Below are 14,053 nucleotides of genomic sequence, written 5' to 3' on the forward strand. Positions count from 1 at the left end.
GCGTCGCGCGCGGCCCGCGGCCTCTGAAGCGCAAACGGGCCCCGGCATGCCGGGGCCCGCCTGGAAACGGGCGCGCGCGGCGCTCGCGCGCCGCCGCCCGGCATCACTGCTGCTGAACCGTCAGCTTGTTCGTGACCGACGTCACGCCCTTCACGTCCTTCGCCGCGGCTTCGGCCTTGTCGATCTGGTCCTGGGCCGGCATCGTGCCTTCCAGCGTGATCGCGCCGCCCTTCGAACGAACGACGAGGTTCGACACGTTCACGCCCTGTTCCTTCGAAATGGCCTTGCGCACCGCGTAGCCGAGCTTGCGGTTGGCCTTCTTCGCGGTTTTCGCGGCGGCCTTCGGCGCGCTGGTCGCGGCCGCCGGCGCTTCCGTTGCCGCTGCGTCGCTCGACTGCGCATACACGCTGCCCGACAGGCAGGCCGCCACGGCGGCAACGCCCAACGCTCTCAACACGATCGACTTCATGCTATCTCCTTATCACTCCGGAACGGCCGTGCACAGTACGGCCGGATACCCCCAAAAACAGCCGGCCCGCGCGCGAACGGGCGGGACAGCCGGTGTTTTCCACGGCGATACGAGAGAGGCGACACGGGCCGGCGGCCGGCGCACGCTGATAGCGGGCCGGCCGGGCCGGACAGCCGCCGGCCGGACGCGCCCGGTCTCATTGCGTGCCGGGTCGCGCGCGAATCGGGCGCGGCTGCGTCGCACAATGTAATCCAGCGCCCGCGGAAGCGCAAAGCTTTTGACGCGGGGCCGCCCGCCGCTGTCGCCGCCGCGCCGCGCCGGGCTGCCCGATTCGCGCACGCACGGTGAAACCGGGTACCATCGCCGCGAGCATCCGCATCGCCCGCGACAATCGCCCGACCGTCATCGATGCGTCACGCCAGCGTCATCCGCCGACCCCATGAAGCCTGCCCGCCCTCGTCCGCCTCGTCGCATCCTCGCCCGCTTCGTCGCGGTGTCGTGGCGCGACCTCGCGCTGTCGATCGGCCCGACCGTCCTGCTCGCGGCCGCGGCCGTCTGGCTCGCCGTCAGGCTGATCCAGCCGGCGCCGCCGTCCACGCTCGTGATCTCGTCCGGCCCGCCCGGCAGCACGTACTGGAACGCCGCGCAGAAGTACAAGACGATCCTCGCGAAGAACGGCGTCACGCTCGACGTCCAGTCGTCTGAAGGATCCGCGCAGAACCTCGCGCGGCTGTCCAACCCGAACGCGCCGGTCGACGTCGGTTTCGTGCAGAGCGGCATCGGCCCGAAGGAGCGCGACGAGCACCTCGTGTCGCTCGGCAGCATCGGTTACGTGCCGCTCGCGATCATGTACCGCGGCCCGGTGGTCGCGCGCCTGTCCGACTTCAAGGGCAAGCGGCTCGCGCTCGGCGCGGAAGGCAGCGGCGCGCGCGAGCTGAGCCTCGCGCTGCTGAAGATGAACGGCATCGTGCCGGGCGGCTCGACCGAGCTGCTGCCGACCGCCGGCGAGGACGCGGCAACCGCGCTGCTCGACGGCAAGATCGACGCGGCGTTCCTGTCCGGCGACTCGACGCAGATCCCGGTGATGGCGAAACTGTTCCGTGCGCCGGGCGTGCACGTGTACTCGTTCACGCAGGCCGAGGCGTACGCACGGCGCTTTCCTTACCTGACCGCGATCACGCTGCCGATGGGCGTCTACGATCTCGGCCGCAACCTGCCGCCGGCCGACATCCACACGGTTGCACCGACGATCGAACTCGTCGCGCGCGATTCGCTGCACCCCGCGCTGTCGGACCTGCTGATCGAGGCCGCGCGCGAGGTGCACGGCCACGCGACGATCCTGCAGCACGCGGGCGAGTTCCCGTCGTCCGTCACGCGCGGGTTCCCGCTGTCCGACGACGCCGCGCGCTACTACAAGTCGGGCAAGACCTTCCTGTACCGGCGGCTGCCGTTCTGGGTCGCGAGTCTGGTCGACCGGCTGCTGGTGGTGGTCGTGCCGCTGATCGTCGTCCTGATTCCCGGGCTGCGGCTCGTGCCGTCGCTGTATGGCTGGCGCGTGCGCTCGCGCATCTACCGCTGGTACGGCGCGCTGATCGCGCTCGAGCGCAGCGCGCTCGGCGAGCACACCGCCGAGGAACGCGTCCAGCTGCTCGACCAACTGGACGACATCGAGGAAGCCGTGAACCGGATGAAGATGCCGCTCGCGTACGCCGGGCAGTTCTACGTGCTGCGCGAGCACATCGGCTTCGTGCGCGAGCGGCTCACGTCGCACGACCCGGATACGCCGACGGCCCCGCCCGGCGCGGGCGGGCCGCCGCCGGCACGCGCCGAAGCCGCGCCGCCGCCGGCCGACGGCGCCCCCCGGGCGACTCCCGGTTCCGCGTGAGCGGACGATCCGCGATCATTGCTGCATGCGCGTGCCGCCGCGTAACATGGAGGCCGCCGCCAGGCGCCGCACGCCCCACCCTCTGGAGAACGACATGACAACCGGCCTCGATACCGCCCAACCTGCCTGGTTCTTCGACTTCGTGTCGCCGTTCTCGTATCTGCTGCTCGAGCAGCACGACAAATGGCCGGACGTGCCGTTCGAACCCGTCGCCGTCTCGCTGCTCGACCTGCAGCGCCACTGGGGGCAGCGCCCGAGCGCCGACGTGCCGGCCAAGCGCGTGTTCACGTACCGTCACGCGCTGTTTCGCGCGGAACAGCTCGGCATTCGCTTCAAGATGCCGCCCGCGCACCCGTTCGATTCCGACAAGCTGCTGCGCCTCGCGATCGCGCTGCGCGCCGACATCGCGACCGTGCTGGAAATGTTCCGCTTCATCTGGCGCGAGGGCAACGATCCGTCGACGCCGGAAGGCTTCGCGGCGCTGTGCGAGCGCGTCGGCGTCGGCCATGGCGATGCGCTGATCGAATTCGAGGAAACGAGCGCGCAACTGGCCCGCAACAACGCCGATGCGATCGCGCTCGGCGTGTTCGGCGTGCCGACGTTCTGGATGAACAAGCAGTTGTTCTGGGGCGAGGATGCGCTGCCGATGGTGCTGTACTGCGCACGCACGCCGAACTGGCTCGAATCGCGCGAGGTCAAGCGGATCAGTGCGCTGCCGAAGGGTCGCGCGTGATGGCCGGTATCACGCACGCCAACGCGCGGCTGCGGTAAGGTTACGCGTCACCCGAATCACCCCCATCCGATGGAAGACGACGACCGTACCGCCTCGCTCGATATCTGGCTCGTGCGCGTGTTGCGCACGCTGCTGCTCGAGCGCAGCGTCACGCAGGCCGCGCTGCGGCTGAACCAGACCCAGCCCGCGATCAGCACCGCGCTGCGCAAGCTGCGCGAGACGCTGAACGACCCGATCCTCGTGCGCGGCAAATCCGGCATGGTGCCGACCGAATACGGCGCATCGCTGCTCGAGGCCGCGTCGCGCGCGCTGCGCGAGGTCGACTTCATCGCGACGCCGCACGGCGACTTCGATCCGTCGTCCGCGCGGCGCACGTTCCGCGTCGCGGCGCCCGACTACCTGAACGATTTCTTCATGCCGACGCTGATCGAGCGCTTTCGCGACGCGGCGCCGCATGCGCATCTGGAAATCGACTCGCTGAATCCCGCGCTCGACCACGCGGGCGCGCTCGAATCGGGCGCGCTCGACCTCGTGATCGGCAACTGGCCGAAGCCCGACCCGCGGTTCGTGCGCCAGGATCTCTTCTCCGACACGATCGTGTGCCTGATGCGCGATACGCATCCGCTCGCGCACGTGCCGCTCACGCGCGAAGCGTATGCGTCGGCCGCGCACGTCGCGCCGACGCCGTACACCGGCGACAAGCGCAACGCGATCGAGATCGGCCTCGCTCGTGCGCGCCTCACGCGGCGCATCGTGACGACGCTGCCGTACTTCGGGATCGTGCCGCAGGTGCTGCTGCAGTCGGACCTGATCTTCACGACGACGCGCCGCTTCGCGACGCACTATGCGCAGTTGCTGCCGCTCGTCGTCGTCACGCCGCCCGTGCCGTTCCCGCGCATCAAGAGCTACCTGCTCACGCATCCGCAGCCCGACCGGCCGACCGACATCGCGTGGCTGGGCGCGTTGATGCAGAGCGTGTCCGACGAATTGACGGTCGCCCGCACGCGCAAGCGCTGATACGCGGCCGCTCAGGCCGTGCAGAAGGTTTCCTGCAGATGGGTCCAGCGCACGACGCCCGCCGCGTCGCGCTCGAACACGGCCGTCGCGCGGCGCGCAGGCAGCGCGCCCGCCGCCGCGTGCTGCGCTTCGAGATAGGTGATCACCGCATGCGATGCGTCGGCCGCGAGCACGCGGATCTCCGACAGCGTGATGCGCAGCCCCGGCTTCGCGCCGACGAGCTTCGCGAACAGCGCGCGCGTGCCGTCACGGTCGACCACGCGCCCATCGGTCAGGATCATCGTGAAGCCGGGGGAAAACGCGGCGAGCAGCGCGTCAAGCGCCGCGGGCGCGGTGTCGATGCCGGACAGCCAGCGCTCGATGGCGGCGACGCTCGCATCGAGCGCGTCGAGATAGATCGGGTGATCGGACATGGCATGTGCACGGTGACGGGATGCGCAGCCCGATGCCGCGCGTTGCCGTGCAGTGTATGCAAAAACGCGCGGCCCTGCGCCGGCCGCGCGGTGCTACCGCGAGCAGGACACCTCGTCGCATGCGCGGCCGGCCGCCAGCGCCTTCGCGTCGGCCACCGGCATGCCCGAGCGCGCCTGCAGCAGCTCCGCGCACACGGCCACCGCGATCGCGCCCGGCGCCTTGTCGACGATACCCGCGACGCCGATCGGGCACACCATCTCCACGAGCCGCGCCGGATCGACGCCGCGCGCGGCGAGCCGGCGCTCGAACTTCACGCGCTTGGTGCGCGAGCCGATCATCCCGAAGTACGCGTAGTCGCGCCGCCGCATGATCCGCGCGGCGAGCGAGAAGTCGAGCGCGTGGTTGTGCGTCATCACGAGGAAGTACGCGCCCGGCGGCGCCGCGTCGACGACGGCCTCCGGCGTGTCGGTCGGCTCCGGCTGCACGTTCGGCGGACATTCGTCCGGGAACAGCTCGTCGCGCGTGTCGACCCACTGCACGACGCACGGCAGCGCGCCGAGCAGCGTGACGAGCGCGTGACCGACGTGCCCGGCGCCGAACAGCACGATGTGCATCGGCGCCGGCGCGCCGCTCGCGCGGTTGCGCTGGCCGGTGCCCTGCGCGAACGCCGGGGCCGGCGCGGTGCGAAGCGAACGTGCGGGGCCGTTCATGTCAGCCTGCCTGCGTGGCGCGGGCCGCACGCACTGCCGTGATCGCGCGCAGGATCGACTCGCCGGTGGCCGGCGCGTCGAGCGGCGGGTTCACCTGGTAGTCGCCCACGGCCGCCACCGCGTCGCGCACCGCGAAGAACACCGAGAACGGCAGCAGCAGCGGCGGCTCGCCGACGGCCTTCGAACGGTGGATGCTGTCCTCGATGTTGCGGTTCCGGAACAGCCGCACGTTGAACTCGGGCGGCGTGTCGTTCACCGTCGGGATCTTGTACGTCGACGGCGCGTGCGTCATCAGCTTGCCGCCCTTGTTCCACCACAGCTCCTCGGTCGTGAGCCAGCCCATCCCCTGGATGAACGCGCCTTCGACCTGGCCGACGTCGAGCGCCGGGTTCAGCGACGCGCCCACGTCGTGCAGCGCGTCGACGCGCAGCGTGCGCATCTCGCCCGTCAGCGTGTCGATCACGACTTCCGACACGGCCGCGCCATACGAGTAGTAGTAGAACGGCCGGCCCTGCAGCTTCGACTGGTCCCAGTACAGCTTCGGCGTCGCGTAGAAGCCGTCGGACCACAGCTGCACGCGCGCGAGGTACGCCTTCGCGATCACTTCGCCGAACGGCACGTTGTGGCCGCCGACCGACACGACGTCGTTGCCGAACGTCACGTCGGCCGCCTCGACCTTGCCGTCGCCGAACTGCTTCGCCGCGAACACCGCGAGCCGCTCGCGCAGTTGGCGCGCCGCATCCTGCGCGGCCTTGCCGTTCAGGTCGGAGCCCGTCGACGCGGCCGTCGCGGACGTGTTCGCGACCTTGCTCGTGTCGGTCGCCGTCACGCGGATCCGGCCGAAACGGATGCCGAGCTCGTGAGCGACGACCTGCGCGACCTTCGTGTTGAGCCCCTGCCCCATCTCCGTGCCGCCGTGGTTCACGAGCACCGAGCCGTCGGTGTAGATGTGCACCAGCGCGCCGGCCTGGTTGAAGTGCGTGACGTTGAAGGCGATGCCGAACTTCACCGGCGTGATCGCGATGCCCTTCTTCAGCACCGCGTTGCGCGCGTTGAATTCGCGCACGCCCGCGCGCCGCGCGCGGTAGTCGCTCGTCGCCTCGAGTTCGCCGAGCAGTTCCTGCAGCACGTTGTCCTCGACCGTCTGCCCGTACGGCGTCACGTTGCGTTCGGTCTTGCCGTACAGGTTCGCGTAGCGCACGTCGAGCGGATCGCGGCCGAGCGAACGCGCGACGTCGTCGAGGATGTACTCGATCGCGAACGCGCCCTGCGGGCCGCCGAAGCCGCGGAACGCGGTGTTCGACTGCGTGTTGGTCCTGCCGCAGTAGCCGGCGATGGCGACGTCGCCGAGCCAGTACGCGTTGTCGAAGTGGCATACCGCGCGCGTCATCACCGGGCCCGACAGGTCGGCCGAGAAACCGCAGCGCGACGTCATGTCGAGCGCCACGCCGTCGATGCGGCCGTCGTCGTCGTAGCCGACGTCGAAGCGGTAATGGAAGTCGTGCCGCTTGCCGGTGATCATCATGTCGTCGTCGCGGTCCGGACGCAGCTTCACCGGGCACAGCAGCTTCCACGCGGCGAGCGCCGCGCAGCACGCGAACAGGCCCGACTGCGATTCCTTGCCGCCGAACCCGCCGCCCATCCGGCGGCATTCGACGAGCACGTTGTGCGACGCGACGCCGAGCACATGCGCGACGAGGTGCTGCATCTCGCTCGGGTGCTGCGTCGAGCAGTACACGTGCATCCCGTCGTCGTCCTTCGGCACCGCGTAGGCGATCTGGCCTTCGAGATAGAACTGCTCCTGGCCGCCGAGCAGCATCTCGCCCGACTCGCGGTGCGGCGCGACGGCGAGCCGCGCGGCCGCGTCGCCGCGCGCGAGCTTCAGCGGCGGGATCACGTAGGTTTCGGCCGCGCGCGCCTCCTGCGCGGTCAGGATCGCCGGCAGCTCCTCGTAGTCGACCTGCGCGCGGCGCGCGGCGAGCCGCGCGATTTCGTGCGACGTCGCGACGACGATGAACATCGGCTGGCCGACGAACTGCACGATGCCCTTCGCGAGCACCGGGTCGTCGTGGATGATCGGGCCGCAATCGTTGACGCCGGGAATATCGTCGGCCGTGAACACGGCGACCACGCCCGGCGTCGCGCGCACCGCGTCGAAGTTCATCGACACGATCCTCGCGTGCGGCTTCGCCGACAGGCCGAGCGCCGCGTGCAGCGTGCCCGCGACGACCGGAATGTCGTCGGTGTAGGTGGCGCGTCCGCTGACGTGCAGGTGCGCGGATTCGTGCGCGCGCGACACGTGGACCTGCGCGGCGTCGGCTTGCGGGTCGAGGGTGCTCAGGAACGGTTCTGCTTGCTGGTTCATTGTCGGGGTTCTCCGTCTTCAGACGCGCGCCGCGCCGGCGCCAGCTTCGGCGGCCACTTCACGCACATTCAGGGCTTGCGGCGGCAGCGGGTCGTGCGGGCGCGTCTCCAGCCAGAATCGGTACATCAGGTTCTTCGCGGTATCGAGGCGGTACGTGCTCGTCGCGCGCATGTCGGACAGCGGCTGGTAGTCGCGCTCGAGCGCCTGCATCGCGGCCTGCGCGGTGGCTTCGTGCCATTGCGCGCCGTCGAGCACGGCTTCGGTGTGGGTCGCCCGCTTCGGCGTCGCGGCCATCCCGCCGAACGCGATGCGCGGCTCGCGGATCGTGTCGCCGTCCGCGATGAACGCGAAGGCCGCGCACACGGCCGAGATGTCGGAGTCGAACCGCTTCGACAGCTTGTACGTGCGGAACTGCAGCTTCTCGCGGGCGCCGGTGCGGGTCGGCACCTTCAGGCCGACGACGAATTCGTGCGGCGCCATGTCCTTCTGCTGGTACCCCGTGTACAGCGCTTCGAGCGGCAGCTCGCGCACCGTGTCGCCGCCGCGCAGCACGACGCGCGCGCCGAGCGCGATCAGGCCCGGCATCGAATCGCCGATCGGCGAGCCGTTCGCGACGTTGCCGCCGATCGTGCCCGCGTTGCGGATCGGCAGCGACGCGAAGCGCTTCCACATCTCGGTCAGTTCCGGGTACGTGCCGGCCAGTGCCGCATAGGCCTTCTCGACCGTCACGCCCGCGCCGATCTCGATCCAGTCGCCGCGTTCGGCGAGGCGCTGCAACTCGGCGATCCGGCCGACGTAGATCAGGTCGTCGAGCCGGCGCATCTGCTTGGTGACCCACAGGCCGATGTCGGTACTGCCCGCGAGGATGCGCGCGTCGGGACGCTCGGCCTTCAACGCGGCCAGCGCGTCGAGCGTGCGCGGCGCCGCGAAGCGCGCGCCGTCGCTCGTCGTGTAGTCGAACGTGTCGTCGCGCTTGAGCGACGCGAGCGTGCGGGCCAACGCGGCCGTGTCGACCGGTGCCGACGGCGCCGGCGCATCGAACATCTGCACGGCCGCATCGACGATCGGGCGATAACCGGTGCAGCGGCACAGGTTGCCGGTCAGCGCATCGGCGATCTCGGTGCGCGTCGGCACGTCCTTCGCCTTCGTGCACGCGCCGGCACAGCCTTCGTGGCCATGCTTCTCGTACAGCGCCCACATTGACATCACGAAGCCGGGCGTGCAGAACCCGCATTGCGAACCGTGGCAGTCGACCATCGCCTGCTGCACCGGGTGCAGCGCACCGTCCGGCTGGCGCAGGTCCTCGACCGTGAGCAGCGCCTTGCCGTCGAGCGTCGGCAGGAACTGGATGCAGGCATTGACGGCCTTGAACTCGACCGCGCCGGCGTCGTTCAGTTCGCCGACGACGACCGTGCACGCGCCGCAGTCGCCTTCCGCGCAGCCTTCCTTGGTGCCGGTGCAATGCGCGTCCTCGCGCAGGTACTGCAGCACGGTGCGGGTGACGTCCGCGCCGCTGACTTCGCGGATCGCGTGACGATGGTAGAAGCGGATCGGCTCACTCATGTCTCGATGGTTCTTCAATTGGGGGGCAAGGCGGCCTGCGCGGAGCGCCCGACCGACGTTTTTCTGACAGTTTGCACGCTATCACCATCAAATTTCGCAACCCATAGCCCATCACGCATGGGGCCCATATAACTGCCGCGATATGAGCGCCGGGGCCGCCCGCGGCCCTTTCCGCACGGTACTCCGCGCCCGTGCCCGACGCGCCCGCAGCCATCCGCCATCGCCGAAAACAGGTCGCGATGAACTAAATGGTACCTGCGGGAAAACCGGTTCCATGGGAAAATCCCGATTCCCTTTTTCGCCGTCTTCCGTCTGCTTCGTTCATTCGTTCCGACCCCATGTCCTCCGATTCCGCCACACCGCCGCGCAGCGGGTTCGCGGTCACGCTGCAAATCGTGTCCGTCGTTTGCTTCACGTTCATCTGCTATCTGACCATCGGCCTGCCGCTCGCGGTGCTGCCGGGCTTCGTCCATGGCGACCTCGGCTTTTCCGCGATCGTCGCGGGCGGCGCGATCAGCGTCCAGTACTTCGCGACGCTCGCGTCGCGGCCGCTCGCCGGGCGCCTGGCCGATACGCTCGGCCCGAAGCAGACGGTGCTGCGCGGGCTGATCGGCTGCGGCGCGTCGGGCGTGCTGCTGCTCGTCGCGCTGCTGCTCGCGCGCTGGCCGGTCGCGAGCCTCGTGCTGCTGGTCGCGAGCCGGCTCGTGCTCGGCGTCGGCGAAAGCCTGTGCGGCACCGGCGCGATCCTGTGGGGCATCGGCCGCGTCGGCGTCGCGCACAACGCGAAGGTGATCTCGTGGAACGGCATCGCGACCTACGGCGCGCTCGCGCTCGGCGCGCCGGTCGGCGTCGCGATCGCGAATACGCTGAATCCGGCGCTGATCGGCGTGATCGTGATCGCGCTGGCCGCGAGCGGCTTCTACCTCGCGCGCCTGATCGCCCCGGTGCCGCTCGTGCACGGCGAGCGGATGTCGTATGCGAGCGTGTTCACGCGCGTGCTGCCGCACGGCCTCGGCCTGGCGCTCGGTTCGGCCGGCTTCGGCTCGATCGCGACCTTCGTCACGCTGTACTACGCGGCGCGCCACTGGCCGAACGCCGCGCTGTCGCTGACCGTGTTCGGCACGCTGTTCATCGGCGCGCGGCTGCTGTTCGCGAACACGATCAAGACCTACGGCGGCTTCCGCGTCGCGATCGTGTCGTTCGCCTTCGAATGTTCGGGCCTGCTGCTGCTGTGGCTCGCGCCGGTGCCGCACATCGCGCTCGTCGGCGCCGCGCTGACGGGTTTCGGCTTCGCGCTGATCTTCCCGGCGCTCGGCGTCGAGGCCGTCGCGCTCGTGCCGCCCGCGAGCCGCGGCGCGGCGCTGTCCGCGTATTCGGTGTTCCTCGACCTGTCGCTCGGCATCACGGGCCCGCTCGCGGGCTATGTCGCGGGCGCGTTCGGCTATCCGCAGGTGTTCCTGTTCGCGGCGGTGGCCGCCGCCGCGGGCGTCGCCCTGTCGATGATGCTGTACCAGCGGCAGGGGCGCGTGGCGGGCAGCGGCGCCGCGGCCTGACCATGTCGTGCGTCGGACGGCAGCCGGTCGCGCCCGTCGCGCCGCCGGCGCCTCACGAAAAACGCCTGCATCACGCAGGCGTTTTTTATTCGTCGGCGACCGCGACGCTCAGGCCGTCCGCAAGAACAGCCGGCGCGTCAGGTCGAACGCGACGAGATTGCCGGCCACCACGAGCAGCAGCCCGATCACCGCGAGCGGCGACCACTGGTACCCCTCGAACACCGTCGACACGGCCAGCGCGACGATCGGGAACAGCACCGTGCAGTACGCGGCGCGTTCCGGCCCGATCCGGCCGACGAGCGTCAGGTACGCGGTGAAACCGATCACCGAGCCCGGCACGGCGAGGTAGACGAGCGCCCCCAGATAGCGCGGGCTCGTATCGAGCGTGAACGGCATCCCGGCCGCCACGCTGCCGACGGTCAGGATCGCCGCGCCGATCAGCATCGCCCAGCCGTTGGTCACGAGCGGGTGCAGCCCCATCGACTGCATCCGGCTCGACAGCAGGTTGCCGATCGAGAAGCACATCGTGCCCGCGAACGCGATCGCGAGCCCCGTCCAGGTCGCATGATCGTCGAGATGGCCGGCCATCTGCTGCCAGAACAGGCACGCGATGCCGGTCAGCCCGAGCAACGCGCCGGCGATCGCCGACGGCCGCAGCGGGCGGCCCATGAACAGCCGGCCGTTGATCGAATTCAAGAGCGGCGCGGTCGAGAAGATCACCGCGACGAGGCCGCTCGGCACGACCTGCTCCGCATAGTAGAAGCACAGGAAGTTCACGCAGAACAGCGCGAAACCCTGCGCGACGAGGAAACGCCACGCGTCGCGCGGCGGGCGCACCGGCCGGCGCATCACGCGCAGCAGCGCGAACAGCACGACGGCCGCGAGCCAGAAGCGCCATGCGATCGACACGGGCGGCGGCACCGAGCCGAGCTGCCACTTGATCGCGATCCAGGTGGTGCCCCAGATCAGCACGGTGACGAAATAAAGCGACAGGTTCATGGCGGCAATCCGGAAAATCGGGTGAATCGGGATCCCGACTATGCCGCCGCGCGGGGTGGGACGATTGTCCGGAATTGCGGTCTTTTTCGGGACGCCGCACGCGCTGCCGCGCGCCCGCTTATACTCGGCCCATCATGAGCCTCTCCCTCTCCGCCCCACCCGTCGACCACGCCGCCGCCCTGGCCGGCGGCGATCTGCCGTTCGGCCTGCAGTCGGTCTGCCGCACCCTCGCCGAGGCGAACGCGACGCTCGAGCGCTTCGCGTGGCTCGGCGACCACCTCGCGATCGCCGAATGGACGCGGATCACCGACGAAAGCGAGACGGTCTACGAGCAGCCCGGCCACCACACGCTGTCGTGCTACCTCGACGGCGGCTACCGGACCGAGCGCCAGCGCGTGCCGCGCTACGGCGCGCCGAGCCTGCTGTGCGCGCTGCCGGGCGACCATGAATCGCGCTGGTGGGTGCGCGGCGAGATGCACTTCGTCCACCTGTATTTCCTGCCCGAGCACTTCACGCAGCGCGCGATCCGCGAACTCGACCGCGAGCCGCGCGAGCTGAAGCTCGCCGATCGCACCTATTTCGAGGATGCGCGCGTCGCCGCGCTGCTGCGCTCGCTCGCGCTCGACGGCTGGGACGACGCCGACGAGCGGCTGCGCGTGAACGAGACCGCGCACGAGGTGCTGAGCCTGCTGCTGCGCGGGCAGAGCACGACGCGCACCGACACGACGTTCCGCGGCGGGCTCGCGCCGGCCGTGCGCCGCCGCGTGCGCGACTACATCGACACGTATCTCACGCAACCGCTGACGCTCGGCGAACTGGCCGAGGTCGCCGCGCTGTCCGAATACCACTTCTCGCGGATGTTCCGGCTGTCGTTCGGCCGCGCGCCGCACGCGTGGGTGGCCGAGCAGCGCCTCGCACGGGCGCGCGAGCTGCTGCGCACGACGGCATTGCCGCTCGCGCAGGTCGCGGCCGACTGCGGCTACGCGAACGCCGGCCACTTCAGCCACCGCTTTCGCGACGCGCACGGCACGACGCCGAATACGTACCGGCGCGCGATGCAGGGCCGCTGAGCGCGGCCCGTTTTCACGCTTTCCCGCTTACGCGCCGCGCCGGGACAGTTCCTGCTCGAGCGCCGCCACACCGGCCGGCAGGTCGACCGGCACCTTCAGGTCGACCATCGTGCGGCCGAACGCATGCAGCGTGCGGAACAGGTTGTGTTCGCGGCACTGCTCGCCCATCTGCCCGATCCGTACGATCGGCAACCCGAACGAGCCCGAGATCTCGACCTGATACTGCTTCGAGATATGGCCGCAGACCATGCCGGGCGTCAGCCCTTCCGGCGTCTCGATCCCGACCACCGAATTGAGCCGGCAGTCCTTCGGCGCGTAGAGCCTGAGCCCCATCGACTCGACGCCCGCCTGCAGCGCGAGCGAGCAGCGCAGATGGCGCGCAAAGCGGCTTTCGAGCGTCTCCGCGCAGACGAGCCGCAGCGCCTCGTGCAGCGCCAGCACGCCGGACACGGGCGCCGTGTAGTGATAGCCGGCGTTGTGCCAGAAGTTCTCCGCGAGCGCCATGTCGAGGCACCAGTGCGCGTTCGGCTCGGGGCGATGCTTCATGCGCTCCCACGCGGCGTCGGAGAAGGCGATCAGCGACACGCCCGGGATCGACGACAGCCCCTTCTGGCCGCCTGTGATCACCGCGTCGATGCCCCACGCGTCCATCTCGAGCGGCATCGTCGACAACGTGCACACCGCGTCGACGACGACCAGCGCGCCGGCCGCCTTCGCGAGCGCCGCGATTTCGCGCAGGTCGCGGTTCCATACCGTGTTCGACGTCTCGCCCTGCACGATCGTGACGATCTCGGGCCGCTCGCGCGCGATCGCATCCGCGATCTCGTCGAGGCTCGCGACCGCACGGTCGGCCACCTCGAGCGTCGCGACGTCGGCGCCGACGCGCGTGGCCATCTCGGCCATCCGCGCGCTGAAGAAGCCGTTGCGGATCGACAGCACGCGCGTGCCGCGCCACGCGAGGTTCGAGATCGCCATCTCCATCGCCGCCGAACCGGGGCCCGCGACGCCGAGCACCCACTTCGTGCGGGTCTGGAACACGTAGCGCGCCATCTCCTTCACCTGCTCGATGATCTTCGCCATCGTCGCGCCGAGGTGGTTGATCACGATCGTGTTCGCCTTCGCGACGGCGGCCGGAATCGGAACCGGGCCGGCCCCCATCATCAGCAGCGGTTCTTCGGGCAGGATCGCGTCGAGCGGCACGACGACGGGACAGGGAATCGGCGAGTAATCGATGGACATGGCTGGCAAGAGGTGAGGAAAGGACATGCTCGGACG

Annotated in this window: 12 protein-coding genes; 5 read left to right on the forward strand and 7 right to left on the reverse strand. The window is 69.9% G+C overall.

Annotated features, from left to right (window positions below):
• Positions 1–103: 103 nt before the first annotated feature.
• Complete coding sequence (locus AC0KUR_RS17605) at positions 104–469, reverse strand: BON domain-containing protein (protein ID WP_034187242.1); 366 nt, start codon at positions 467–469, stop codon at positions 104–106.
• Between the two features lie 439 nt (positions 470–908).
• Here AC0KUR_RS17605 and AC0KUR_RS17610 point away from each other — a divergent pair, with 439 nt between their 5' ends.
• From AC0KUR_RS17610 to AC0KUR_RS17620, 3 genes are all read left to right on the forward strand, one after another.
• Complete coding sequence (locus tag AC0KUR_RS17610; RefSeq protein WP_124607838.1) at positions 909–2,354, forward strand: TAXI family TRAP transporter solute-binding subunit; 1,446 nt, start codon at positions 909–911, stop codon at positions 2,352–2,354.
• Between the two features lie 94 nt (positions 2,355–2,448).
• Complete coding sequence (locus AC0KUR_RS17615) at positions 2,449–3,087, forward strand: DsbA family protein (RefSeq protein WP_034187240.1); 639 nt, start codon at positions 2,449–2,451, stop codon at positions 3,085–3,087.
• Between the two features lie 69 nt (positions 3,088–3,156).
• On the forward strand, positions 3,157–4,104 hold the full coding sequence (locus AC0KUR_RS17620; protein ID WP_034187239.1) for a LysR family transcriptional regulator: 948 nt from the start codon (positions 3,157–3,159) through the stop codon (positions 4,102–4,104).
• An 11-nt stretch (positions 4,105–4,115) separates the two neighbouring features.
• Here AC0KUR_RS17620 and AC0KUR_RS17625 read toward each other — a convergent pair whose 3' ends face one another.
• From AC0KUR_RS17625 to xdhA, 4 genes are all read right to left on the reverse strand, one after another.
• Positions 4,116–4,517 carry a nuclear transport factor 2 family protein gene (locus AC0KUR_RS17625; protein WP_034187238.1) on the reverse strand — a complete coding sequence of 134 codons (402 nt, stop codon included), beginning with the start codon at positions 4,515–4,517 and terminating at the stop codon, positions 4,116–4,118.
• 93 nt (positions 4,518–4,610) lie between these two features.
• Positions 4,611–5,228 (reverse strand): xanthine dehydrogenase accessory protein XdhC, encoded by a 618-nt coding sequence (gene xdhC, locus AC0KUR_RS17630; RefSeq protein WP_034187237.1) that lies wholly within the window; start codon positions 5,226–5,228, stop codon positions 4,611–4,613.
• A 1-nt stretch (position 5,229) separates the two neighbouring features.
• Positions 5,230–7,593: a xanthine dehydrogenase molybdopterin binding subunit gene (xdhB, locus tag AC0KUR_RS17635; RefSeq protein WP_473376236.1), complete on the reverse strand. Its 2,364-nt coding sequence runs from the start codon at positions 7,591–7,593 to the stop codon at positions 5,230–5,232.
• A gap of 18 nt (positions 7,594–7,611) precedes the next feature.
• The gene (xdhA, locus tag AC0KUR_RS17640) at positions 7,612–9,156 is read right to left on the reverse strand and encodes a xanthine dehydrogenase small subunit (RefSeq protein WP_059557274.1); all 1,545 of its coding nucleotides are present in this window, start codon (positions 9,154–9,156) and stop codon (positions 7,612–7,614) included.
• Positions 9,157–9,494: 338 nt separating this feature from the next.
• Here xdhA and AC0KUR_RS17645 point away from each other — a divergent pair, with 338 nt between their 5' ends.
• Entirely contained in the window at positions 9,495–10,709 is a 1,215-nt protein-coding gene (locus tag AC0KUR_RS17645; protein ID WP_034187234.1) for an MFS transporter, read from the forward strand.
• A 108-nt stretch (positions 10,710–10,817) separates the two neighbouring features.
• On the opposite strand, the gene AC0KUR_RS17650 is transcribed toward AC0KUR_RS17645, so the two are convergent.
• Complete coding sequence (locus AC0KUR_RS17650) at positions 10,818–11,708, reverse strand: DMT family transporter (protein ID WP_034187233.1); 891 nt, start codon at positions 11,706–11,708, stop codon at positions 10,818–10,820.
• A 134-nt stretch (positions 11,709–11,842) separates the two neighbouring features.
• On the opposite strand from AC0KUR_RS17650, the gene AC0KUR_RS17655 reads away from it, so the two are divergent.
• Positions 11,843–12,778 carry an AraC family transcriptional regulator gene (locus AC0KUR_RS17655; RefSeq protein ID WP_034187232.1) on the forward strand — a complete coding sequence of 312 codons (936 nt, stop codon included), beginning with the start codon at positions 11,843–11,845 and terminating at the stop codon, positions 12,776–12,778.
• A 27-nt stretch (positions 12,779–12,805) separates the two neighbouring features.
• Here the strand turns inward: AC0KUR_RS17655 and AC0KUR_RS17660 are convergent, their stop codons facing one another.
• Positions 12,806–14,017 (reverse strand): pyridoxal-phosphate-dependent aminotransferase family protein, encoded by a 1,212-nt coding sequence (locus AC0KUR_RS17660; RefSeq protein ID WP_034187452.1) that lies wholly within the window; start codon positions 14,015–14,017, stop codon positions 12,806–12,808.
• Positions 14,018–14,053: the final 36 nt, after the last annotated feature.

Source organism: Burkholderia sp. YHN3-13 (genome assembly GCF_055810675.1).